The organism is Chelatococcus daeguensis, from assembly GCF_001887265.1.
GTDB lineage: Bacteria > Pseudomonadota > Alphaproteobacteria > Rhizobiales > Beijerinckiaceae > Chelatococcus_A > Chelatococcus_A sambhunathii.
The window spans coordinates 437,160-458,456 of sequence record NZ_CP018095.1; the positions used below are offsets into that span (position 1 = coordinate 437,160).

Below are 21,297 nucleotides of genomic sequence, written 5' to 3' on the forward strand. Positions count from 1 at the left end.
CGCGGGTCACACCCGACCTGGGGCCGTCCGGCGCTCCGTCAGAGTTGGCGCGTGACCATCATCTGCTTTATTTCGGCGATCGCCTTGGCCGGGTTGAGGCCCTTCGGGCATACGTTGGCGCAGTTCATGATCGTGTGGCAGCGATACAGCCGGAACGGATCCTCGAGGTTGTCGAGGCGGTCGCCCGTGGCTTCGTCGCGGCTGTCGATGAGCCAGCGATAGGCCTGCAGCAGCACGGCCGGGCCCAGATAGCGGTCGCCGTTCCACCAGTAGCTCGGGCAGGACGTGGAGCAGCACGCGCACAGGATGCATTCGTAGAGGCCGTCGAGCTTCTCGCGGTCCTCGCGGCTCTGGCGCCACTCCTTCTCCGGCTCCGGCGTGGTCGTCTTAAGCCAGGGCTCGATCGAGGCGTGCTGGGCATAGAAGCGAGTGAGGTCGGGCACCAGGTCCTTCACCACCGGCATGTGCGGCAGCGGATAGATGCGGACGTCGCCCTTCGACGTGCATTCGTCGATGCCCTTGGTGCACGCGAGCGTGTTGGCGCCGTCGATGTTCATGGCGCAGGAGCCGCAGATGCCCTCGCGGCAGGAACGGCGGAAGGTCAGCGTCGGGTCGATGTTGTTCTTGATGTAGATGAGTGCATCGAGGACCATCGGCCCGCAATCGTCGCGGTCGACGTGATAGGTGTCGACGCGCGGATTCTGCCCGTCATCCGGGTTCCAGCGATAGATGCGAAAGGCGGTCGTGTTCGCCGCCCCGTCCGGCTTCGGCCAGGCCTTGCCTTCCTTGATCTGCGAATTCTTGGGGAGGGAGAACTTGGCCATGTTGTCTCTGTCCTCGAACCTGCCGGCGTACCGTGGCCTGCGCCACGGGCCGGATGGGATCTGTCGCGTGCGGCCTCAGTAGACGCGCGCCTTCGGCTCGATGTACTCGATGTCGTTCGACATCGTGTAGTTGTGCACCGGGCGGTAGTCGATGGTGACGGTCTTGGCCGTGTCGTCGACCCAGGCCAGGGTGTGCTTCATCCAGTTGACGTCGTCGCGCTCCGCATAGTCCTCGCGCGCGTGGGCGCCACGGCTTTCCTTGCGGTTGGCCGCGCCGTCCATCGTCACGACGGCCTGGGTGATCAGGTTGTCGAACTCGAGCGTCTCGATGAGGTCCGAATTCCAGACGAGCGAGCGGTCGCTGACGCACACGTCTTCAGCCCCCTGCCAGACCTCGCGGATGAGCTTCTGTCCCTCCTCCAGCACCTCGCCAGTGCGGAAGACGGCGCAGTTCGACTGCATCGTGCGCTGCATCCGAAGGCGCAGCTCAGCTGTCGGCGTACTGCCGCGAGCATTGCGGAAGCGGTCGAGCCGCGACAGCGACAGATCGGCCGAGTTCTTCGGCAGGTCGGGGTGCGATTCGCCCGGCTTGACGATCTCGGCGGCGCGCAGGCCGGCGGCGCGGCCGAAGACCACGAGGTCGATCAGCGAGTTGGAGCCGAGGCGGTTCGCCCCGTGCACCGACACGCAGGCCGCCTCGCCGATGGCCATCAGCCCTGGCACAACATGGTCGGGGTTGTCGCCCGCCTTGGTCACCACCTCGCCATGAAAGTTCGTCGGGATGCCGCCCATGTTGTAGTGCACCGTCGGCAGCACCGGAATCGGCTCCTTCGTCACGTCGACACCGGCGAAGATTTTGGCGCTCTCCGAGATGCCGGGCAGGCGCTCGTGCAGCACGGCCGGGTCGAGGTGGTCGAGGTGCAGGAAGATGTGGTCCTTGTTCTTGCCCACGCCCCGGCCCTCGCGGATTTCCATGGTCATGGAACGCGAGACCATGTCGCGCGGCGCGAGGTCCTTCACCGACGGGGCATAGCGCTCCATGAAGCGCTCGCCCTCGGAATTGGTGAGATAGCCGCCCTCGCCGCGGGCCCCCTCGGTGATGAGGCAGCCGGCGCCGTAGATGCCGGTGGGGTGGAACTGCACGAATTCCATGTCCTGCAGCGGCAGGCCGGCGCGCAGCACCATGGCGTTGCCGTCGCCCGTGCAGGTATGGGCGGAGGTGGCCGAGAAATAGGCGCGGCCGTAGCCGCCCGTCGCCAGGATGACGAGATGGGCGCGGAAGCGATGGACGGTGCCGTCGTCCATCTTCAGCGCCACCACGCCGCGGCAGCGGCCCTCGTCATCCATGATGAGGTCGATGGCGAAATACTCGATGAAGAATTCGGTGTTATTGCGCAGCGCCTGGCCGTAGAGCGTGTGCAGGATGGCATGGCCGGTGCGGTCGGCGGCAGCACAGGTGCGCTGGGCCGGCGGACCCTTGCCGAAATCGGTCGTCATGCCGCCGAAGGGGCGCTGGTAGATGCGCCCGTCCTCGGTACGCGAGAAGGGCACGCCCCAGTGCTCGAGCTCGTAGACGGCGGCAGGCGCATTGCGCACCAGATACTCGATGGAATCCTGGTCACCGAGCCAGTCGGACCCCTTCACGGTGTCGTACATGTGCCAGCGCCAGTCGTCCGGCCCCATGTTGGCGAGCGAGGCGGCAACGCCGCCCTGGGCGGCCACCGTATGCGAGCGCGTGGGGAAGACCTTGGTGACGCAGGCGGTCTTGAGGCCCGCCTGGGCGCAGCCGACGGTGGCACGCAGCCCGGCGCCGCCGGCGCCGACGACGACGACATCGAAGGTGTGATCGGTGATCGGATAGGCCTGGCCCGTATAGGCCGGGCGGGGAATACGCAGGATGCCGCTTGGGCCGGCGCCATCGGCCTGCGCGGCCCGTGCGCGCGGCATGCGCACGGCCTTGGACGGCGTCGTCTCCACAGCGGCGCCGGCGACCTCCGGTGCGGGAGTGGTCGACGCGGCGGCTCTGGCCCTCGTGCTGCGGCGCGTCGGAGCGCTCGTCTCGGTGCCGGAGGTGGTTCCGTTGCTGGGTGCCTTGGCCATGAACTTACATCCCGCCGAAGGAGATCTTGAGAACCGCGAAGACCGCGGCGGCTGCCACGAGCAGGGCGAAGAATGTGTTGGCGATCACCGCAGCGACCTTGGCGCCGCCGTGAACGTAGTCCTCGATGATGACCTGCATGCCAATGCGCATGTGATAGGTCGCCGAGAGGATGAAGAGGAGCAGGAGGAGCGCCACGAGCGGGCTGCGCACGAGAGCGAGCGCCTCGTCGTAGCCGCCGCCGGCCGCGCAGACCACGATGGCGATGAAGGCGAGCGCCAGCGGCACGTTGGCGAGCGCCGTGAGCCGCTGGTGCCAGAAATGCGACGTGCCGGACCGGGCGGAGCCCAGCCCGCGGACGCGGCCGAGCGGCGTGCGCAACGAATGCTTCGTCGAAGCCATGGAATGTCTCCTCACGAAACCGCGTAGCCGATCACCCACACGAGGAGCGTGAGCGCGGCCGAGGCGATGAGGGTCATGCGGGCGAGGTTCTGGCGGGCAGGGGCATCGAAGCCGAGCCCGACGTCCCAGATGAAGTGGCGAATGCCGCCGAACATGTGGTGCAGCAGCGCCCAAGTGTAGCCGAAGAGGATGAGCCGGCCCAGGAAGGAGCCGAACAACCACTGCGCGGTCTCGAAGGCTGCCGGCCCGCTGGCCAGCGCCAGCAGCCAGGCGACCAGCAGCAGGGTGCCCACGTAGAGGGCCGCGCCGGTGACACGATGGGCCACCGACATCGCCATCGTCCACGTCCAGCGGTAGATCTGGAGGTGCGGCGAGAGGGGGCGGATGTCTTCCGGTCTCGTCCCGGGCGCTTTCGCCTCGGCCATGTGGGGCCTCCCCGCTTGCAGTCTGGAGTTGCTCGAAGCTATCGGCTTCGTAACGAATGTGGGCCGCAACCGCAATGCAACATGCCGCCAAAGGCGGTGACATTTTTCCAGCTTTGTAACTGCTTCCTTGCGCCGTCCTATCGCGGCAGAAGGGCCCAATAGTCGAGGTCAAGCACCACAGCAGGGTCGTATTCGGTGCCGTTGTGGCCCGGAAAACCAGCGCAGGGTAAATTCTTCGTGGCGATGGTACGCAGCCTCAGGGCGCCCATGTCGCTGCGCCCCTCGAGTTCGGCGGTGTCGATCACCTCACTCCAGCAATAGACGGTGTCGCCGGCAAAGAGCGGCGCCACATGGCGTCCACCGTTGATGGCGGCAATGTGGAAGGCATTGCCAAGGCCGTTGAAGGACAGCGCACGGGCCAGCGAGATCACATGGCCGCCGTAGATCAGCCGCCGGCCGAAGCGCGAGCCCGTGGCAGCGTGCTGGTCGAAATGCACCCGCGCCGTGTTCTGATAGAGCCGGGTCGCGAGTTGATGTTCGGCCTCCTCCACCGTCATGCCGTCGACATGGTCGATGCGCTCGCCGATGCGGAAGTCACCCCAGCGCCAGGGGCTGCCGGCAAGTCCGAAATCATAGACCTCGACGTCGATGGGCGGGCACCCGATGCCGAGATGCGACGGTTCCACGCTGTCCGCGAGCTGCGGCACGTGCTGGTCCGCGACGGACGCCGCCTCGTCGCGCTTCTTCACCATCACCCAGCGCACATATTCGAGCACCTCGGCCCCGTCGGAGCGCAGCCCGCGCGTGCGCACGTAGACGACGCCGGTCTTGCCGTTGGAATTTTCCTTGAGCCCGATGACCTCGGAGACGGCCGACAGTGTCTCGCCGGGATAGACGGACCTCAGGAAGCGGCCTTCCGCATAGCCGAGGTTGGCGACCGCATTGAGGGAGATGTCCGGCACGGTCTTGCCGAAGACGACATGGAAGACGAGGAGATCGTCAAGGGGGCTGCGCTCGTAGCCGATCTGCGCGGCGAGGACGTCCGAGGACTGCACGGCGAAGCGCGTGCCGTAGAGCGCCGAATAGAGCGCGGCATCGGCCGCCGTTACCGTGCGGGGCGTCGCATGACGGATCACCTCGCCGAGGCGGAAATCCTCGAAGAACCGGCCGGTGCTGGTCTTCATCGGCAGTGCTGTGTCCATCGGCTCCTCCCTCGCTGTTTCGCGGGAGACTAGCCTACATGCTGCACTGCGCCATTGCGACCTTGGGCGGAGGCGTTCAGGCCGACGGCACGTCCACCACGACGCCGGTGCGGGCGACCGCCGCCGCGAGCGTGTTGCGCAGGAGGCAGGCGATAGTCATCGGCCCGACGCCGCCCGGCACCGGCGTGATGGCGCCGGCGCGCTGCGCCGCCTCGTCATAGGCCACGTCGCCGACGAGCCGCGTCTTGCCCTCGCCGCGCTCGGGCGCCGGGATGCGGTTGATGCCGACGTCGATGACGATGGCGCCGGGCTTCACCCAGTCGCCGCGCACCATCTGCGGCCGGCCGACGGCCGCGACGAGGATGTCGGCGCGGCGGCACACGGCCGGCAGGTCGCGCGTCTTCGAATGGGCGACCGTGACCGTGCAGCTCTCGGAGAGGAGCAGCTGCGCCATCGGCTTGCCGACGATGTTGGAGCGTCCGACGACGACTGCCTCGAGCCCGGCGAGCGCCGGCTGGACGGATTTGATGAGCATCAGGCAGCCGAGCGGCGTGCAGGGCACGAGCGCGGGAAGCCCGGTCATCAGCCGCCCGGCATTCTCCGGGTGGAAGCCGTCGACGTCCTTCGCCGGGTCGATCGCCTCGATCACCTTCTGCGCGTCGATATGCGCCGGCAGCGGCAGCTGTACGAGGATGCCGTCGACCGCATCGTCCGCGTTGAGCCGCGCGACGAGGGCGAGGAGCTCGGCCTCGCCTGTCTCCGCCGGCAGGCGGTGCTCGAAGGAGGCCATGCCGGCCTCCACCGTCTGCTGCGCCTTGTTGCGCACATAGACGCTGCTCGCCGGATCCTCGCCGGCGAGGACGACGGCAAGGCCGGGCGCGCGGCCGGACCGGCTAAGGAAATCGGCCGCTGCTTCCGCCACGCGTCGGCGCAGGCCCTCGGCGAAGGCCTTGCCGTCGATGATTCGGGACGTCGGGAGCGTCGTCATGGCCGGTCCTCGTGCTTGATGAGTGCCGCGAGCCGCGCTTCCAGCATAGCGGCGTCGCCGGCGACGGTCAGGATCTTGATGCGTGCAGTGTGCCCGGAGACGAGCGCGACGGCGGAGGCGGCGACGCCGAGGCTCTTGGCGAGGAGCCGGGTGAGCGCCGCATTGGCCGCCCCGTCCTCCGGCACGGCGCGGACGCGGACCTTGATGACGGCGCGCCCGTCCGCCAGCTCATCGACGCCCTCGATCGCATCGCGCCCGCCGCGCGGCGTCAGGCGCACCGTGAGCGTCAGCCCCTCGCCCGTGCGCGTGAAGGCGCCGCTCATGCCTGCCTCGCGCCGGCCGGGCTTTAGATGACGGCCGGGTAGACGTAGAGCACGATCACCCGCTGCAGGAAGAAGATGATGAGCAGCAGGATGATGGGCGAGACGTCGATGCCGCCGAGATTGGGCAGGATGGAGCGGATGGGCCGAAGCGCGGGCTCGGTGATCTGGTAGAGGAAATTCCAGATCGCCCGCACCACGTCGTTGCGCGTGTTGACGACGTTGAAGGCGACCAGCCAGCTGATGATGGCTGAGGCGATCACGAGCCATGTGTAGAGGTCGAGCACGACCATGAGAACATCGAGAATCGCGCGCATTGAAAATCCGGAGGATGGAGAGGACGGACGGGAGCTTCCGTTTAGCGCTCTCCGCCGCTGTGAACAACCCGTCGCGCTCGCCGCGCGCTCGCGCGAAACAGCAATTGACAGCCGCCCCCGCGCCGGCCTAAAACGCGCCGACCTTTAGGGGCTGTAGCTCAGTTGGGAGAGCGCTGCAATCGCACTGCAGAGGTCAGGGGTTCGAATCCCCTCAGCTCCACCATTCCACGTTAGCTTGGGATGGCAGTCCAAAGGCCGACGCCCGACGCAGCAGCCGTAGAAGCTTGCCGACCGCCACGGGGTGCGCAGTGAACGGCGCCGCCTCGCGGCTATCCGGTCGGGATCGCTGCGCCTTTTCAGAGTGTTACAACCTCCCGCCCGTCATGGCTGCGCTTGTCGCGGCCATCCACGCCTTTTCGCCTGGCGCGGGCTTTGCCGCGTGGATGCCCGCGACAAGCGCGGGCATGACGGCGGAGGCGATCGGAAATCATGTTGGGGCCGTGCATTCATCCGCGCCGCTCAGACGGTCGGTGCGGTGGAGAAAACGGCCCACGCATTGGAGCAATATTTGAAGTCTGGCTCCGGCAGGCCCTCGCGAAGAAGCGTTGGCGATGCCTCTTCCGCCATCCTGCACCCCTTCTCAAATCGCCGGCAGCCCCAGCCATTTCGCCATCGCTTCCAGGATCAGGTTGATCGACAGGGCGGCGAGCACGATGCCCATCACGCGCCGCAGCACGTTGGCGCCGTGGCGGCCGATGAGGCGCGACACCGCATCGCCGGACAGGAAGAGCCCGAGCAGGATGAGCATGTTGAGCGCCAGCATGGCGACCGTCTCCACCTGCTCGACGAAGGTCAGGCGGTTGTTGTCCATGAGGATGACGATGGCGAGCATGGCGCCCGGCCCGGCGATGATCGGCACCGCCAGCGGGTAGACGGCGACGCTCGCCGCGTCGTTTGCGCCCGCCTCGGCAGCCGGCGCCGGCCCCTTGTCGCCGAGGGTCATCGACAAGGCGAAGATGAGGAGGATGATGCCGCCGGCGATCTGGAAGGAGATGAGCGAGATGTTCATCGCCGCCAGCGCATATTGGCCGATGACGGCGAAGACGACGAGGATGACGAAGGCGACGGGAACGGCGATGAGGGCCGCCTTGCGCCGCTCGGCCCGGTCGAGCCCGCCGGTGACGGAGAGGAAGAGCGAGGTGTGGCTGATCGGGTCGAGGACGGCGAGAAGCGTCATGAACTGCGTGACGAGCAGGGTCTGGTCGATCAGCACGATCGGCTCCGGAAGGGGAAGATGAGGGCTGGGGGAGGGCGCCGGACAGGGCGTCTCAGGCGGCGGGTTCGCCGCCGGCGATCTCGTCTATGCGGGCCGCCATGATGAAGTCGTTCTCGTGCAGGCCCTTGATCTTGTGGGTCTGCAGCGTGACCGTCGCATAGCCCCAGCCGAAGGTGATGTCGGGGTGGTGGCCCTGCTCCTCGGCGATCTCCGACACACGCGCCACGAAGGCGAAAGCCCCCGCGTAGTTCCTGAAGCGGAAGGTGCGTGCGATGCGCGTGGCATCGCCGTTGACCTCCCACTGCGGCACCTGTTTCGCGTAATGCGCGACGGCTTCGGGGGACAAAGGCGGCGTTCCGCCCTTGCAGGGCGTGCAGGTCTTCGTGGCGAGATCGTCGGTCATGGCTGTTCCCGCGGCCGGGTCACGGAATCTCGTACAGGGTGACCTCGTCATCGATGCCGCGCAAGGCGCGTCGTCGCGCCAGCGGCGTCAGGCCGGTGCGGGCGAGCAGGCTCGACACTTCCGGCCGCTCGACGACGGAGCCCGTGGCGTAGATCGCCTGCGATTCGGCGAGGCCCTGCACGCGCGAGGCGATGTTCACCGTCTGGCCGAAATAGTCCTGCCGCTCGTTGAGGCTGACGGCCAGACAGGGACCCTCGTGCAGACCGATCTTCAGCACCAGGTCCTCGCTGCCGTGGGCGGCGTTAAGGCTGCGCATGGCCTCGCGCATGCGTAGCGCGGCGGCGACAGCCCGTTCCGGCGTCGGGAAGGTCGCCATCACCGCATCGCCGATGGTCTTGACGATGGCGCCTGCTTCCGCCGCCACGATGTCGCCGAGCACCCGGAAGTGCTCGCGCACGAGGTCGAAGGCGGCCAGGTCGCCCACGCGCTCGTAGAGCCGGGTCGATCCCTTGAGGTCGGTGAAGAGGAAGGTGAGGCTGGTGATTTTCAGCCGCTGGTCGACGTTGAGCGTCTCCGTCCGATAGATGTCGCGGAAGGTCTGGTTGCTGAGGAGCCGCTTGGCGGTGAGGAACGGCCGGCGCCGGCCGATGAGCGTGTGCAGCGCCTCGCCCGCGATGAAGAGGCCGGGCAGGACGCGCCGGCCGGTGCGGTTCTCGAGCGTCAGGCGCAGCGGGCCGGGCTGCAGGCGAACCGTCTCGTTCGGTGCATGCACGGCGTCGATGACAAGGGAGAGGGAGCGCCGCTCGCGCGTCTCCTCGCTGTCGGCGTCGATGAACTGCACGGAATGGGTGACGGGGTCGAAGACGATAATGAAGCCCCGCGGCAGCTGAAGTGACAGGAGGGCCTTCTCGCCGGGTGGCAATTCGATGGCCTCGATGATGATCTCGTCGAGTTGCGCCTCGATTTCGTCCGGCAGGTCTACCCCCGAGCTCCAGAAGATCTGGCGAAAATATTCGTGCATCGGCAGCCGATCCGGCTCGTGCGCCGCGATCTGCCGCACGCGGGGGTTCACCGTGAAGGTCACCTCCACCATCTCGTCGAGGGTCGGCTCGTAGCCTGCGGCGCACAGCGTGCAGCTGTAGGAGGAGCGGTCGAGGGTGCCGAGTGTCGCATTGGCGTCGAGCACGCCGCCGCACCCCGGGCACAGCACGTTCCACGACAGGTCGAACAGGCCGAGATGGGCGGCATGGAGGAAGGCGGCGATGGCAGCTTCCTCGTCGAGGCCCTCGCGCGCCGCGAAGGCGAGCACGTTGATGCGGTTGAGCGCGCGGTCGGCGCCATGCCGGACAACGCGCTCGATTGCCATGGCCGCCGCAGGATCAGCGGTCTGACGCAGGAGTGAGAAGAGCGCTTCCGTCTCGGCCATCGGACGGTGCTCCGCATGTACAATTTATTAAGTATACCATGAAGCGACCGTTGCGGCTCTCAGATCGCTGGGGCGCAGGCGCTCCCCGGTTCCGCGACTGGTTGTGATCGGGCCTGTGGGGTGCCGGCGGCGAGCCAGTGGTCGAGAAACGCATCGAGCCAAAGGGCGACGTCGGGGTCGTACATGAAGCGCCCGCGGTGGTGCAGGTGCGCGGCTTGGGCGCCCGGCAGGCCTAGCCTTTCGCTGGCGCGCGTCGTCCAGCGATAGATCATGGCGTGCGTCACCTCGGGATGGAACTGCAGGCCGAAGGCGGCGGGTCCGACGCGGAAGGCCTGGTTCGGAAAATCCGCGCCTTCGGCGAGAAGTTCGCCGCCGGGCGGACAGTCGAGCCCCTCCCGATGCCACTGGTAGACGTGCGACGGCCATGGCGCGCCCGTCTCGCTGGCGAAGCGTCGCCCCGTCGCCGTCGGCTTGAGCGGATAATAGCCGATCTCGGCAAGGCCCGAGGGATGCGGATCGATCCGCCCGCCGAGGTGTTTCGCCAGCATCTGCGCGCCGAGGCAGAGGCCGAGCAGCGGCTTTTTCTCATCGAGCGCGACGCCGATCCAGTCGATCTCGCGCTTCACCCAGTCATCGGGGTCGTTGGCGCTCATGGGCCCGCCGAAGACGACGGCGCCGGCATGCAGTGCGAGCGTCTGCGGCAAGGGATCGCCGAAGCGCGGCCGGCGGATGTCGAGCGGGTGGCCACGCTCCACAAGGAGCCGGCCAACCCGGCCGGGCGTCGAATGTTCCTGGTGCAGGACGATGAGAACGGGCAGCGGGGTCGCCGCACCCATCAGACCCCTCCGTCGACGTCCGTCAGCGCGCTCTGACGCAGCGCCTCGGCCTCGCGCTCGCTCAGCCCGAGCCGGCGGGCGGAGCGCCACAGGAGGTCGTCCTCGAGTTCGGCGACGTGACCGTCGATCTTCGCGAGTTCCCAGGCGGCGGCCATCAGCTCGCGGCGCCCGTCCGGCGGCAGCAGGCGCTTCAGGTCCTCGAAGGCGTCGTCCACGTCCTCGCGCGAGCCCTCGGCCACGATGGCAGCCTCGATGATCCGGAGCGCCTCGCGCGGCGAGAGGCGGAAGCGGCGTCCGACGAGGTCGGCGAGCCTGGCGCGTTCCTCTCCCGTCAGGCGCCCGTCGCCTCCGGCGATGTGCACGAGGACGATGGCAAGCGACAGGAGGGTGTCGGGGGTGCGGTCCCGATCTTCGCGCGGCGGCACGGCCTGGTGCCGGGGCAGGCGTTCGAAGAGCCGGGCAATGCTGGCGATGAGGCGGACGGGACGAGTCATGGACATAGGAACGATTTCAGACTGGCATCCTGTCCGATCGGACGGCGGCGCTCAACCCCGCCTTCTTCACAATCCGCCCATCCTGCAGATGATGTCCCATTCGGGGTCGCTCACCGGCTGTACCGACAGGCGCGAATTGTTGACGAGCACCATATCCGCGAGCGCGGGCGTATTCTTGATCTCGTCGAGCGTCACCGGCCGCGGCAGCGCCTTCACCGCCTTGATGTCGACCATGCCGAAGCGACCGCTCGCATCGGTGTGGTCGGGATAGTACTCCTTGATCACCTCGACGATGCCGACAATCGCCTTGCCCTCGTTGGAGTGGTAGAAGAAGCCGGTCTCGCCCTTCTTCATCGCCATCATGTTGAGCTTGGCGGAATGGTTGCGCACGCCGTTCCAGAACGTGCCCTTCTCGCCTTCCGCGACCTGTTGGTCCCAGGACCAGGTGGCCGGTTCCGATTTGAACAGCCAGTGCGCCATGACCTCTCCCCGTTCGTCAGATGATCTCGTGCTCGGCGCGGATCGGCCGGTTGAGCAGCGCGCCGATCGCCGCTTCCACGGAAACCTCCCCAGCGACGATTGCAGCGACAGCCTCTGAGATCGGCATCTCCACCCCGTGCCGGCCGGCCATCGCCACGAGTGCCGCGGCGGTGAAGGCGCCTTCCGCCAGCTTGCCGCCAGAGGCTTCAGAAAGCGGCACGCCGCGCCCCAGCGCCTCGCCGAAGGCGAAGTTGCGCGATTTCGCAGAGCCGCAGGTGAGCACGAGGTCGCCGAGCCCGGACAGCCCCATCAGCGTCTCAGGACGGGCGCCGAGGGCGCGGGCGAAGCGCATCAGCTCGGCGAAGCCCCGTGCCACCATGGCGGCCCGGGCGCTCTCGCCGAGGCCGCAGCCCATGACGATGCCGCAGGCGATGGCGAGCACGTTCTTGGCTGCACCGCCGATCTCGACTCCGCGCACGTCGGTGCCGTGATAGATGCGGAATGTAGGGCTCGTCAGCGTCGCGGCGAGGCTGCGCGCGGTCTCCTCCTGCGCGCAGGCCAGCACCACGGCGGTCGGCAGGCCCCGCACCACGTCCTCGGCGAAGCTCGGGCCCGACAGGACGGCGGGCACCGCCGCCGGCAGCTCCTCGCCGACGACATCGCTCATGAAGCGGCTCGACGTGCGCTCGATGCCCTTGGCGCAGATGACAACGGGTGTGCCCGGGGCGAGCCGGTGCACGAGCCCCCGGGCTGCCTCGCGCAGGGCCTGTGCCGGCACGACGAGGAGCAGCGCCCGCGCGGCCGTCGTTGCGCCGAGGTCGGCGGTGACGGTGATCGCGGCATGGAGCGGCGCGCCGGGCAGGAAGCGCAAGTTCTCGCGCGCGGCCTGCATCGTGCCGGCGTGCTCGGGATCGCGCGCGACGAGGGTGACGAAGCGTCCGGCCTGGGCCGCCGCGTTGGCGAGGGCCGTGCCCCACGCGCCGGCTCCGACGATGACGACAGGATCGGTCATCATGCCGCGGAGGCCGCCTCGAGCGGCCAGCGGGCGCGGGCGGGGGCGGTGAGGTCGTCGGTGAGGCCGAGCCGCAGGCGCTCGAGCCCCGCCCAGGCGATCATCGCGCCGTTGTCCGTGCACAGGGCCGGCGGCGGCGTGACGAGGGGCAGGCCGGCCTCGGAGGCAAGCCGCGTCAGGCCGCGGCGGATCGCCTGGTTGGCGGCAACGCCACCGGCGACGACGAGCGCGGTCGGGTGCCCCGCCTTCTGCCGGAAGGCACGTAGGCCCATGCGCACCCGGTCGGCGACGACGTCGACCACGGCCGCCTGGAAGGAGGCGCAGAGATCGGCAACGTCCCGTGCCGAGAGCGGGGCGATGCGCTCGGCCTCGATGCGCACGGCGGTCTTGAGGCCGGAGAGCGAGAAATCCGGGTCCGGCCGGCCGGCCAGCGGCCGTGGCAAGGCGAAGCGCGCCGGGTCGCCGTGGAGCGCCTGGCGTTCCACCTCCGGCCCGCCGGGATAGGGCAGGCCGAGCATCTTCGCCGTCTTGTCGAAGGCCTCGCCGATGGCGTCGTCGATCGTGGTGCCAAGGCGCACATAGTCGCCGACGCCACGCACCGCGAGCAATTGCGTATGCCCGCCCGAGGCGAGCAGCAGCAGATAGGGAAAGGCGACGCCGTCGGTCATTCGTGCCGTCAGCGCGTGCGCCTCGAGGTGGTTGACGGCGATAAAAGGCTTGCCGGAGACGAGGGCGAGAGCCTTGCCGGTGGTGAGGCCGACGATGACACCGCCGATAAGGCCGGGGCCGGCGGCGGCGGCGACGGCATCGATGTCCTTCAGCGTCACGTCGGCCGCCTTCAGCGCCCGCGCCACCAGCCGGTCGATGACCTCGACATGGGCGCGCGCCGCAATCTCCGGCACCACGCCGCCATAGGCGGCATGTTCCGTGATCTGGCTGAGGATCTCGTTCGACAGGATGACGCCGCGCCCGTCGCCGGCAAGGCCGACGACGGCGGCCGCCGTTTCATCACAGGTGGTCTCGATGCCAAGAACGCGCATGATTCGCTGGGTTCTGAAGGGGCTGCGATCGGTCGCGGTTCGCAAAAGCGCCGCTTCCCCCTATAGAGCATGGCGTAAAGCCGTGGGAACCGGTTTTTCGCCGCAGCAGGGTGGTAGGGCATGCGATAGTGAGGTGCGGGAGCGGCTCTGCGGCCTCCCGCCTGCACGAATCGCCCGCCGGCCGCGGGGCCGTAATTGGAGTTGGACGGAACCATGATCGCATCGACCGGCGCACCTGTCATCGGCACGCGCGGCAGCCCGCTCGCCCTGGCCCAAGCGCGGCAGGTGCAGGCGCTCCTCGCCGGAGCGCTTGGCTGCCCAGCCGAGGCGGTCGCGCTCTCGGTCATCAAGACGACGGGCGACATGATCCAGGACCGGGCGCTGTCGGAGGCCGGCGGCAAGGGTCTGTTCACGAAGGAGCTCGACAGCGCGCTCCTCGACGGGCGCATCGCCCTTGCCGTCCATTCCGCCAAGGATCTGCCGACCGTCCTGCCGAAAGGGCTCGTCATCGCGGGTTATCTCGCCCGCGAGGATGTGCGCGACGTTCTCATCAGCCGCGGTGCGCGCAGCATCGCCGAGCTGCCGCGCGGCGCCGTGGTCGGCAGCGCCTCGCTGCGCCGGCAGGCGCAGGTGCGGCGCCTGCGGCCCGATGTCTCGGTCACGCTGCTGCGCGGCAATGTCGGCACTCGCCTCGCCAAGGTCGAGAGCGGCGAGATCGACGCGACCTTGCTGGCCCTCGCCGGGCTGCGGCGGCTCGGCCTCGCCGACAAGGCGACCGCCGTGCTCGATACGGAGGATTTCCTGCCCGCCATCGGCCAGGGCGCCATCGCCATCGTGACGCGCGCCGACGACCTTGCCCTGCGCGAGATGCTGATGCGTTTCACCGATCCCGCGACAGGTGTGGCGCTGGAGGTCGAGCGAGCCTTCCTGCGCGTGCTCGACGGCTCGTGCCGCACGCCCATTGCGGGTCTGGCGCGAGTGCAGGGGGCCAGTCTCTCCTTCCGCGGCATGCTGCTGGCGCCCGATGGCAGCGACTGGGTGGCCGTCGAGCGGAGCGGCCCGGTCGCCGAGGCACTCGGTCTCGGAGAGGATGCGGGGCGCGAGGTGGTGGCCCGCGCGCGCCCGGCGCTCCTGGGAAAGTAGACATGGCGGGCGTCCTCGTCCTGCGGCCGGAAACGGCGGCGCGCCGGACGGCGCAGCGCCTTGGCGAGCGCGGCCATGCGGTCGTCATCGCTCCGCTCCTGACCATCCATTCCACGGATGAGCCGCGCCCGGCGGGAGCCTTCGACGGTGTCGTCGTCACCAGCCCCAACACCTTCGAAGCTTTGGGCGAGGGGGATGTCGCGGCACTCGCCGCGCTGCCTCTCCTTGCGGTCGGCGAGCGCACGGGCGAGGTGGCGCGCGAGGCCGGCTTTGCGGCCGTCATGGCGGCGGCGGGCGACCGCATCGCCCTCGCGGCGCTCGCCCCGTCGGTCTTCCCCGCAGGCGCGCGGCTTCTCCTCGTCCTCGGCCGCGATCACAAGGCCGATACGCCCGCTCTTCTCGCCGCCGCCGGCTTTGCGGTCGTGCCGTGGATCGCCTATGTCGCCGAGGCGGAGGAATCGCTGCCGCCGGCCGCAGTGGTGGCGCTTGGCGGCGGCAAAGTCACGGTCGCGCTGCATTATTCCCGCCGAAGCGCAGCCCTGGCGCTCAATCTCGCCGAGCGGGCCGGCTGCGGCGAGGCATTCCGTGCCCTGCGACACCTGTGCCTGTCGGAGGATGTTGCCGCGCCACTCAGGGCCGCTGGTATCCGGCGGGTCGCGGCCGCGGCCGCTCCGCACGAGGAAGCCTTGCTGGCTTTGCTGCCGGCACATGGCGACAGATGACGCGCAGCCTGCGGGCTCGCCATGGACGGGCGGCTGATGTTAAGAGCTTGAGGGTTCATCATGGCCTGCCCGGGAGCACCGGCGGTGCCGAGGAAATGATGGAGAGAGGTCTGCATGAGCGACGAGAAGCCGACGGGCCGGACGTCCCGGACAGCCCGCACGAAGGCGGAGCGCGCCGCGCAGACGACCGACCGCGCCATGACCGAGGCCACCGCGCTGCCTTCCGCCGATGGCGCGGCTGCAGAGGCGGCCACCACCCCCCGGACGGTTTCTGCGGGCGAGGACGCACCCGCCGTCGCGCAGCCGGCCGCACAAGTCCCACCTGGCGACATGCCGGCCGCCGAGGATGTGCCCGGCGGAGACGAGAGGCTTCAAGGCAAGGAACGCCTCGGGGATGCGCCGGCTGACGAGGCGCCCGTCGACACCACCGCTCATGGCGTACGGCCCGCCGAACCGGCTGCGGCGCCCCGCCAGGGCCTCCAAAGTTCGCTCCTCGTGGCGGCTGCCGTCGGCGGCATCGTCGGCGCCGCCGCAGCCATATTGCTGCCGGTGCTCGTCGGTCCGGCCAACGACACCGCGGCGCGCCTTGCCGTCGTCGAGCGCAGCCTCGCCAATGTCGTCGGCCGTGAGGATCTCGAGGCGCTCGAGGCGCGCATGACCTCCGCCTCCCGCGAGGACGACGGCCTGACGGCGCGCATCAACGGCCTCGCCAACGAGATCGAGGGGCTGCGGTCCGTCGAGGGCGCGTCGCCGGCGGAGCTTCGCGCGATCCGCGACGAACTGAGCCGACGTGTCGACGCAGTCGAAGGGACCGTGCGCAGCCTCGATCCGGGCGTCATCAGCGACGTCTCGCGCCGGCTGGAGGCCCTGGGCGCCCGGCTCGACGCCGCCGAAAGGCAGATCGCCGACGGCGCTGCCGAGCCGATCGGCAATGCCGCGGGCCGGCTCGCCGTGGCGGAGCTATTGCTGACCGCGATCCGCTCCGGCCAGCCCTTCGAGAAGGAGATTGCGGTGCTCGAGCGCCTCGGCACGCCGGCAGAGCTCCTGTCCCCGCTCCAGCCGCAGGCGGGGGCCGGCTTGCCGACCACCGAGAGCCTGCGTCCAGGCTTGCGCGAAGGTCTGGCCCGGGCGGCCGAAACCGAGCGCCGCAGCCGTCCGGAGGGCAGCCTCTGGGAGCGTCTGAGCGACAGTGCAGCCGGCCTCGTGCGGGTCGAGCGCGTCGGCAGCGGGGAGCAGCCGGCCGACGCCGTCGATGCGGCGCTCGCCCGCGGCGACGCGGCGGCGGCGCTCGCGGCTTGGGAGCGGCTGTCGCCGGCCGAGCAGCAGGCGACGCGTGATTGGGTCGCGGCGCTGAGGGCCCGCGCGGAAGCGGAGCAGGCGGCGCTCGCCGTGCGTCGTTCGGCCGTCGACGCCTTCGGCGGCAACGGGTGAGGGCGCAGCCATGATTCGCGTTCTCGTCTTCCTCGTCCTTCTCGCCTTCGTCGCGCTCGGCGCCGCCTGGCTTGCCGACCATCCGGGGGAGGTGGTGCTCACCTGGCAGGATTATCGCATCAGCACCCCGCTCAGCGTCGCCGTGGCGGCGCTCATCGGTATCGTCACCGCGCTTGTCATCGTGTGGAGCGTGGTGCGCTTCGTCTTCAAGCTGCCGGACCTCGTCACCATCGCCTCGCGCGCCCGCCGCCGGGCGCGCGGCTTTGCCGCCGTGTCGCGCGGCATGGTAGCCGTCGGCTCGGGCGATCCCGCCGCCGCGCGCCGACACGCGGGCGATGCCGAGCGCTGGCTCGGCCGCGAGCCGCTGACGCTGCTGCTCAAGGCCCAGGCCGCCCAGATCTCCGGCGATCGGGCAGGCGCCGAGGCCGCTTTCAACGACATGCTCGACGAGCCCGAGACGCGGGTGCTCGGCCTGCGCGGCCTGTTCGTCGAGGCGCGACGCAAGGGCGATCTCGTCGCCGCCCGGGCCCATGCGGCCAAGGCGGCGGAGCTTGCGCCGAGTGTCGGCTGGGCCAACGAGGCGGTGCTCGAATTCCAATCCGCCGAACGCGACTGGCGCGGGGCGCTCATGACCCTCGAGCGGCGCGCCGCGCTGCGGCTCATCGACCGCGCCGAGGCGCGCCGCCAGCGCGCCGTGCTCCTGACGGCCGATGCCATCGACCGGGCGGAGAAGGACCCCGACGCCGCGCTCACCGCTGTGCGCGAGGCCGTCAAGCTCGCGCCCGATCTCGTGCCCGCCGCCGTGCTGGCCGGCCGCCTTCTCGCCCGCGCCGGCAAATACCGCAAGGCGGCCAGGATCCTCGAGGCGGCCTGGGTGCGGCTGCCGCATCCTGATATCGCCGCGGCCTATGTCGAGATCCGCTCCGGCGATTCGGCGCGTGATCGGCTCGCCCGCGCCGAGACGCTGGCGCGGCTGGCATCGGATTCCGCCGAATCGCGGCTGATGCTGGCCCGGGCCGCGCTCGACGCGCGCGAATTCGCCCGCGCCCGCGAGGCGCTGGCCCCGCTCATCGCCGAGCGCCCCACGCTGCGCACCTGCGTGCTGATGGCCGACATCGAGGAGGCCGAGCACGGCGAGACGGGGGCCGTACGCGCCTGGCTGGCCCGTGCCTCGCGCGCGCCGCGCGATCCCGCCTGGCTCGCCGACGGCGTCATCTCCGACACCTGGTCGCCGGTCTCGCCGGTCAGCGGCCGGCTCGACGCCTTCGTCTGGGGAACGCCGAGCGAGCAGATCGCCGCCCAGCATCGCGAGGCGCAGGAGACGCACCGGGCCGACGCCGTCATCGGCGACGTCGACGAGCGCCATGCAGCCGAGGCGCTGCCTGAAATCGTGCCGCCAGCGCGGGAAGAGCCCTCCCGTGAGCTTCCCGCAACGGCTGCCGAGGCCCGGCCGCCTTCCCGGGCTGCGGGGCCTGATGCGCGTTCCGAGCCTGAACCGGTGACCGTGGTCGAACCGGCAGATAAATCGCCGCAGCCGGCTGCGCCAGCTCCTCCACCGGAGACCGGCGAGCCCGCCGCGCCTGAACGGGCACAGGCATCGGCCGCCCCTCCCGTCCCGCCAGAGGAAAAGCCGTCGCCCGCGCCGGCTGCTCCCGTGCCGCAATATGTGACCGAGGCGGCGAAGGCATCGGCGCGACGCGGTATATCGGAGACGGCGGCACCTGCGCAGCCCGCCGAGAACGCCACGCCCCGTCGCGCACGGCGGGCGAGCCCGGTCATCTTCCCGGTCAGCCGTCCGCCCGATGATCCCGGGCCGGTGACCGGGGAGGACGAGGCCGGCCCCGTGCGCCGCACCATCGTGACCTGACCGCGGCTGCTCGTGCACAGGCCTCGCGCGGCCGCTGGCTCGGAATCGCGCGAGGCACTTGCCAAGGCGGGGTGATTGACGCTAGAAGGCGCGCGCGTGCCGCGGTAGCTCAGCTGGTAGAGCAACGCATTCGTAATGCGTGGGTCGGGGGTTCGAATCCCTTCCGCGGCACCATTCCTGCTTCGCGCCAGCCCACCACGCAGATTTGTCCGTCTTCGCCGAGCGAAGCGGGATGCCACGGAGCCTTGCCGGAGGGGCCCTTGAGGCGTGAAGGGCAACCGCTCCTCCCCGTCATGCCCGCGCTTGTCGCGGGCATCCACACCTCGCCGTTGCGCAAGGCTGAAAGGCGCGCATCGCCGGAACAAGTCCGGCCATGACCCGCGAGGATGTCCCGGCACGCGCCTCTGGTGAAGCCTTCTCCCAACGTCGAAGAGACGAAAGTGTGACCCTTGGCGCCTTGCCGGTGCCGGTCGCCCTTCGCATAATGCCGCCCGATCAATCGCTTCAAGGCCGCTATCCGTCCGGATGGCGGGCCGGAGGCTGCGTTTGGACCGGTGCCGACTGAAGGCCCGGCCGAGGTTTCGGGAGGACGTCATGCAGGAGAAGGTCTACGAGGTGCCGGCCGATTGGGCGAAGCGCGCCTACGTGGATGAGGCTCGCTACAACGAGATGTACGAGGCCTCGATTCGGGATCCCGAAGCGTTCTGGGACGAGCACGGCCGGCGCATCGACTGGTTCACGCCCTACGAGAAGGTCAAGAATGTCTCCTACGCGCCGGGCGAGGTCTCCATCCGCTGGTTCGAGGATGGCGTAACGAACGTCGCCTACAACTGCATCGACCGGCATCTGGAGACGCGCGGCGACCAGACGGCCATCATCTGGGAGGGCGATGATCCCTCCGAATCCCGCCTCATCACCTATCGCGAGCTGCACGACGAGGTCTGCCGCTTCGCCAACGTGCTGCGCAACCGCGGCGTCGAGAAGGGCGACCGCGTCACCATCTACATGCCGATGATCCCCGAGGCGGCCTTCGCCATGCTGGCCTGCGCGCGGCTCGGCGCCATCCACTCCGTCGTCTTCGGTGGCTTCTCGCCCGACTCGCTCGCCGGCCGCATCGAGGACTGCGCCTCAAAGGTCGTCATCACGGCGGACGAGGGCCTGCGCGGCGGGCGCAAGGTGCCGCTCAAGGCCAATGTCGACGCAGCCATCGCCAAGGTGGGCGGTGTCGACCACGTCGTCGTCGTACGCCGCACCGGCGCCGATGTCGCCATGGAGCCGGGCCGTGACGTCTGGTACCATGAGGCGGCAGCACTGGTGACGAGCGAGTGCCCCTGCGAGCCGATGGAGGCGGAGGATCCGCTCTTCATCCTCTACACCTCGGGTTCCACCGGCAAGCCCAAGGGCGTGCTGCATACCACGGGCGGCTATCTGGTCTATGCGTCGATGACGCATCAGTACGTCTTCGACTATCACGACGGCGACATTTTCTGGTGCACGGCCGACGTCGGCTGGGTGACCGGGCACAGCTACATCCTCTACGGCCCGCTCGCCAATGGCGCGACGACGCTCATGTTCGAGGGCGTGCCGAACTACCCGGACAATTCCCGCTTCTGGCGCGTGATCGACAAGCACCAGGTCAACATCTTCTACACCGCCCCCACCGCCATCCGCGCCTTGATGCAGGCCGGGGACGAGCCGGTGAAGAAGACCTCACGCACTTCGCTGCGCCTGCTCGGCTCGGTCGGCGAGCCGATCAATCCGGAGGCCTGGGAGTGGTACTATCGCGTGGTCGGGGACGGGCGTTGCCCCATCGTCGACACCTGGTGGCAGACCGAGACTGGCGGCATCCTGATTTCGCCACTGCCAGGCGCCATTGCGTTGAAGCCCGGCTCCGCCACGCGGCCGTTCTTCGGCATCAGGCCCGAGATCGTCGACGCCGAGGGTAAGGTGCTGGAGGGCGCGACCGAGGGCAATCTGTGCATCGCCGATTCCTGGCCGGGCCAGATGCGCACGGTTTACGGCGACCACCAGCGCTTCATGGACACCTACTTCTCCACCTATCCCGGCAAGTATTTCACCGGTGACGGCTGCCGGCGCGACGCCGATGGCTATTACTGGATCACCGGCCGCGTCGACGACGTCATCAACGTCTCCGGCCATCGCATGGGCACGGCCGAGGTCGAATCGGCGCTGGTCGCCCACGCCAAGGTGTCGGAAGCGGCCGTTGTCGGCTATCCGCACGACATCAAGGGCCAAGGCATCTACGCCTACGTGACGCTGATGGCAGGCGTGGAGCCGACGGAAGAGCTGCGCAAGGAGCTCGTCCAGTGGGTCCGCAAGGAGATCGGCCCGATCGCGTCGCCCGACCTCGTGCAGTTCGCGCCCAACCTGCCGAAGACCCGCTCGGGCAAGATCATGCGCCGTATCCTGCGCAAGATCGCCGAGGACGAGTTCTCCAACCTCGGCGACACCTCTACACTGGCCGACCCGTCCGTGGTGGACGATCTCATCCACAATAGGCAGAACAAGCGCGTGCCGGCCTGAGGCCGTCGGGGAAGAAGTCACCACCCCTCCCCCCTTTTTGTGGGGAG

21 protein-coding genes and 2 tRNA genes are annotated in these 21,297 nt (G+C 69.2%); 7 read left to right on the forward strand and 16 right to left on the reverse strand.

The genetic code is table 11. The annotated features are described in order from the left end of the window. Positions 1–38 precede the first annotated feature (38 nt). The 8 genes from BOQ54_RS02005 to BOQ54_RS02040 form a co-directional block, all read right to left on the reverse strand. Positions 39–824 carry a succinate dehydrogenase iron-sulfur subunit gene (locus tag BOQ54_RS02005; RefSeq protein ID WP_055459835.1) on the reverse strand — a complete coding sequence of 262 codons (786 nt, stop codon included), beginning with the start codon at positions 822–824 and terminating at the stop codon, positions 39–41. Positions 825–899: 75 nt separating this feature from the next. Then, positions 900–2,924, reverse strand: a complete 2,025-nt coding sequence (gene sdhA / locus BOQ54_RS02010; RefSeq protein ID WP_245316265.1) for a succinate dehydrogenase flavoprotein subunit — start codon at positions 2,922–2,924, stop codon at positions 900–902. A 4-nt stretch (positions 2,925–2,928) separates the two neighbouring features. Then, on the reverse strand, positions 2,929–3,324 hold the full coding sequence (sdhD, locus tag BOQ54_RS02015) for a succinate dehydrogenase, hydrophobic membrane anchor protein (RefSeq protein ID WP_055459834.1): 396 nt from the start codon (positions 3,322–3,324) through the stop codon (positions 2,929–2,931). An 11-nt stretch (positions 3,325–3,335) separates the two neighbouring features. Then, positions 3,336–3,749: a succinate dehydrogenase, cytochrome b556 subunit gene (gene sdhC / locus BOQ54_RS02020; protein WP_055459833.1), complete on the reverse strand. Its 414-nt coding sequence runs from the start codon at positions 3,747–3,749 to the stop codon at positions 3,336–3,338. A gap of 137 nt (positions 3,750–3,886) precedes the next feature. Next, positions 3,887–4,933, reverse strand: a complete 1,047-nt coding sequence (locus BOQ54_RS02025) for a MaoC family dehydratase (protein WP_063188326.1) — start codon at positions 4,931–4,933, stop codon at positions 3,887–3,889. A 94-nt stretch (positions 4,934–5,027) separates the two neighbouring features. Next, positions 5,028–5,939 (reverse strand): bifunctional methylenetetrahydrofolate dehydrogenase/methenyltetrahydrofolate cyclohydrolase FolD, encoded by a 912-nt coding sequence (gene folD, locus BOQ54_RS02030; protein WP_071923149.1) that lies wholly within the window; start codon positions 5,937–5,939, stop codon positions 5,028–5,030. Continuing rightward, positions 5,936–6,262 (reverse strand): DUF167 family protein, encoded by a 327-nt coding sequence (locus BOQ54_RS02035; protein WP_055459831.1) that lies wholly within the window; start codon positions 6,260–6,262, stop codon positions 5,936–5,938. Before BOQ54_RS02035 ends, folD begins: the two co-directional genes overlap by 4 nt. Positions 6,263–6,285: 23 nt before the next feature. Next, complete coding sequence (locus tag BOQ54_RS02040) at positions 6,286–6,576, reverse strand: YggT family protein (protein ID WP_019404936.1); 291 nt, start codon at positions 6,574–6,576, stop codon at positions 6,286–6,288. 147 nt (positions 6,577–6,723) lie between these two features. Between BOQ54_RS02040 and BOQ54_RS02045 the strand changes: the two genes are divergently transcribed. Continuing rightward, positions 6,724–6,799: transfer RNA gene (locus BOQ54_RS02045), tRNA-Ala, on the forward strand. Between the two features lie 417 nt (positions 6,800–7,216). On the opposite strand, the gene BOQ54_RS02050 is transcribed toward BOQ54_RS02045, so the two are convergent. The 8 genes from BOQ54_RS02050 to tsaD form a co-directional block, all read right to left on the reverse strand. Then, on the reverse strand, positions 7,217–7,849 hold the full coding sequence (locus BOQ54_RS02050) for a MarC family protein (protein WP_083585873.1): 633 nt from the start codon (positions 7,847–7,849) through the stop codon (positions 7,217–7,219). Positions 7,850–7,904: 55 nt separating this feature from the next. Continuing rightward, positions 7,905–8,255 carry a 4a-hydroxytetrahydrobiopterin dehydratase gene (locus BOQ54_RS02055; RefSeq protein ID WP_055459829.1) on the reverse strand — a complete coding sequence of 117 codons (351 nt, stop codon included), beginning with the start codon at positions 8,253–8,255 and terminating at the stop codon, positions 7,905–7,907. Positions 8,256–8,274: 19 nt separating this feature from the next. After that, positions 8,275–9,681, reverse strand: a complete 1,407-nt coding sequence (locus tag BOQ54_RS02060; RefSeq protein WP_055459828.1) for an adenylate/guanylate cyclase domain-containing protein — start codon at positions 9,679–9,681, stop codon at positions 8,275–8,277. Between the two features lie 59 nt (positions 9,682–9,740). Further along, on the reverse strand, positions 9,741–10,517 hold the full coding sequence (locus BOQ54_RS02065) for a glutamine amidotransferase (RefSeq protein ID WP_063188103.1): 777 nt from the start codon (positions 10,515–10,517) through the stop codon (positions 9,741–9,743). Then, entirely contained in the window at positions 10,517–11,011 is a 495-nt protein-coding gene (locus BOQ54_RS02070) for a TerB family tellurite resistance protein (protein ID WP_157672643.1), read from the reverse strand. The genes BOQ54_RS02065 and BOQ54_RS02070 overlap by 1 nt, the downstream gene beginning before the upstream one ends. Positions 11,012–11,077: 66 nt before the next feature. Then, positions 11,078–11,491 (reverse strand): EVE domain-containing protein, encoded by a 414-nt coding sequence (locus BOQ54_RS02075; protein ID WP_055459825.1) that lies wholly within the window; start codon positions 11,489–11,491, stop codon positions 11,078–11,080. 16 nt (positions 11,492–11,507) lie between these two features. Further along, positions 11,508–12,506, reverse strand: coding sequence for an NAD(P)H-dependent glycerol-3-phosphate dehydrogenase (locus tag BOQ54_RS02080; RefSeq protein WP_071923150.1), 999 nt, complete (start codon positions 12,504–12,506; stop codon positions 11,508–11,510). Further along, complete coding sequence (tsaD, locus tag BOQ54_RS02085) at positions 12,503–13,543, reverse strand: tRNA (adenosine(37)-N6)-threonylcarbamoyltransferase complex transferase subunit TsaD (RefSeq protein WP_063188111.1); 1,041 nt, start codon at positions 13,541–13,543, stop codon at positions 12,503–12,505. The genes BOQ54_RS02080 and tsaD overlap by 4 nt, the downstream gene beginning before the upstream one ends. Before the next feature lie 213 nt (positions 13,544–13,756). Between tsaD and hemC the strand changes: the two genes are divergently transcribed. The 6 genes from hemC to acs all read left to right on the forward strand — a co-directional run bounded on the left by hemC (position 13,757) and on the right by acs (position 21,250). Continuing rightward, positions 13,757–14,686 (forward strand): hydroxymethylbilane synthase, encoded by a 930-nt coding sequence (gene hemC, locus BOQ54_RS02090; RefSeq protein ID WP_055459822.1) that lies wholly within the window; start codon positions 13,757–13,759, stop codon positions 14,684–14,686. Between the two features lie 2 nt (positions 14,687–14,688). Next, positions 14,689–15,408 carry a uroporphyrinogen-III synthase gene (locus BOQ54_RS02095; protein WP_071923151.1) on the forward strand — a complete coding sequence of 240 codons (720 nt, stop codon included), beginning with the start codon at positions 14,689–14,691 and terminating at the stop codon, positions 15,406–15,408. Between the two features lie 114 nt (positions 15,409–15,522). Next, on the forward strand, positions 15,523–16,839 hold the full coding sequence (locus tag BOQ54_RS02100; protein ID WP_071923152.1) for a COG4223 family protein: 1,317 nt from the start codon (positions 15,523–15,525) through the stop codon (positions 16,837–16,839). A gap of 10 nt (positions 16,840–16,849) precedes the next feature. Further along, complete coding sequence (locus BOQ54_RS02105; protein ID WP_071923153.1) at positions 16,850–18,706, forward strand: heme biosynthesis protein HemY; 1,857 nt, start codon at positions 16,850–16,852, stop codon at positions 18,704–18,706. A 98-nt stretch (positions 18,707–18,804) separates the two neighbouring features. After that, positions 18,805–18,880 (forward strand) — tRNA-Thr (locus tag BOQ54_RS02110). Between the two features lie 420 nt (positions 18,881–19,300). Beyond that, complete coding sequence (gene acs, locus BOQ54_RS02115; RefSeq protein WP_055459818.1) at positions 19,301–21,250, forward strand: acetate--CoA ligase; 1,950 nt, start codon at positions 19,301–19,303, stop codon at positions 21,248–21,250. Positions 21,251–21,297 lie beyond the last annotated feature (47 nt).

Coding starts and splice junctions, on each gene's coding strand:
- BOQ54_RS02005 (WP_055459835.1), bottom strand. CDS start 824: ATGGCCAAGTTCTCCCTCCCCAAGAATTCGCAGATCAAGGAAGGCAAG.
- sdhA (WP_245316265.1), bottom strand. CDS start 2,924: ATGGCCAAGGCACCCAGCAACGGAACCACCTCCGGCACCGAGACGAGC.
- sdhD (WP_055459834.1), bottom strand. CDS start 3,324: ATGGCTTCGACGAAGCATTCGTTGCGCACGCCGCTCGGCCGCGTCCGC.
- sdhC (WP_055459833.1), bottom strand. CDS start 3,749: ATGGCCGAGGCGAAAGCGCCCGGGACGAGACCGGAAGACATCCGCCCC.
- BOQ54_RS02025 (WP_063188326.1), bottom strand. CDS start 4,933: ATGAAGACCAGCACCGGCCGGTTCTTCGAGGATTTCCGCCTCGGCGAG.
- folD (WP_071923149.1), bottom strand. CDS start 5,939: ATGACGACGCTCCCGACGTCCCGAATCATCGACGGCAAGGCCTTCGCC.
- BOQ54_RS02035 (WP_055459831.1), bottom strand. CDS start 6,262: ATGAGCGGCGCCTTCACGCGCACGGGCGAGGGGCTGACGCTCACGGTG.
- BOQ54_RS02040 (WP_019404936.1), bottom strand. CDS start 6,576: ATGCGCGCGATTCTCGATGTTCTCATGGTCGTGCTCGACCTCTACACA.
- BOQ54_RS02055 (WP_055459829.1), bottom strand. CDS start 8,255: ATGACCGACGATCTCGCCACGAAGACCTGCACGCCCTGCAAGGGCGGA.
- BOQ54_RS02060 (WP_055459828.1), bottom strand. CDS start 9,681: ATGGCCGAGACGGAAGCGCTCTTCTCACTCCTGCGTCAGACCGCTGAT.
- BOQ54_RS02065 (WP_063188103.1), bottom strand. CDS start 10,517: ATGGGTGCGGCGACCCCGCTGCCCGTTCTCATCGTCCTGCACCAGGAA.
- BOQ54_RS02070 (WP_157672643.1), bottom strand. CDS start 11,011: ATGACTCGTCCCGTCCGCCTCATCGCCAGCATTGCCCGGCTCTTCGAA.
- BOQ54_RS02075 (WP_055459825.1), bottom strand. CDS start 11,491: ATGGCGCACTGGCTGTTCAAATCGGAACCGGCCACCTGGTCCTGGGAC.
- BOQ54_RS02080 (WP_071923150.1), bottom strand. CDS start 12,506: ATGATGACCGATCCTGTCGTCATCGTCGGAGCCGGCGCGTGGGGCACG.
- tsaD (WP_063188111.1), bottom strand. CDS start 13,543: ATGCGCGTTCTTGGCATCGAGACCACCTGTGATGAAACGGCGGCCGCC.
- hemC (WP_055459822.1), top strand. CDS start 13,757: ATGATCGCATCGACCGGCGCACCTGTCATCGGCACGCGCGGCAGCCCG.
- BOQ54_RS02095 (WP_071923151.1), top strand. CDS start 14,689: ATGGCGGGCGTCCTCGTCCTGCGGCCGGAAACGGCGGCGCGCCGGACG.
- BOQ54_RS02100 (WP_071923152.1), top strand. CDS start 15,523: ATGAGCGACGAGAAGCCGACGGGCCGGACGTCCCGGACAGCCCGCACG.
- BOQ54_RS02105 (WP_071923153.1), top strand. CDS start 16,850: ATGATTCGCGTTCTCGTCTTCCTCGTCCTTCTCGCCTTCGTCGCGCTC.
- acs (WP_055459818.1), top strand. CDS start 19,301: ATGCAGGAGAAGGTCTACGAGGTGCCGGCCGATTGGGCGAAGCGCGCC.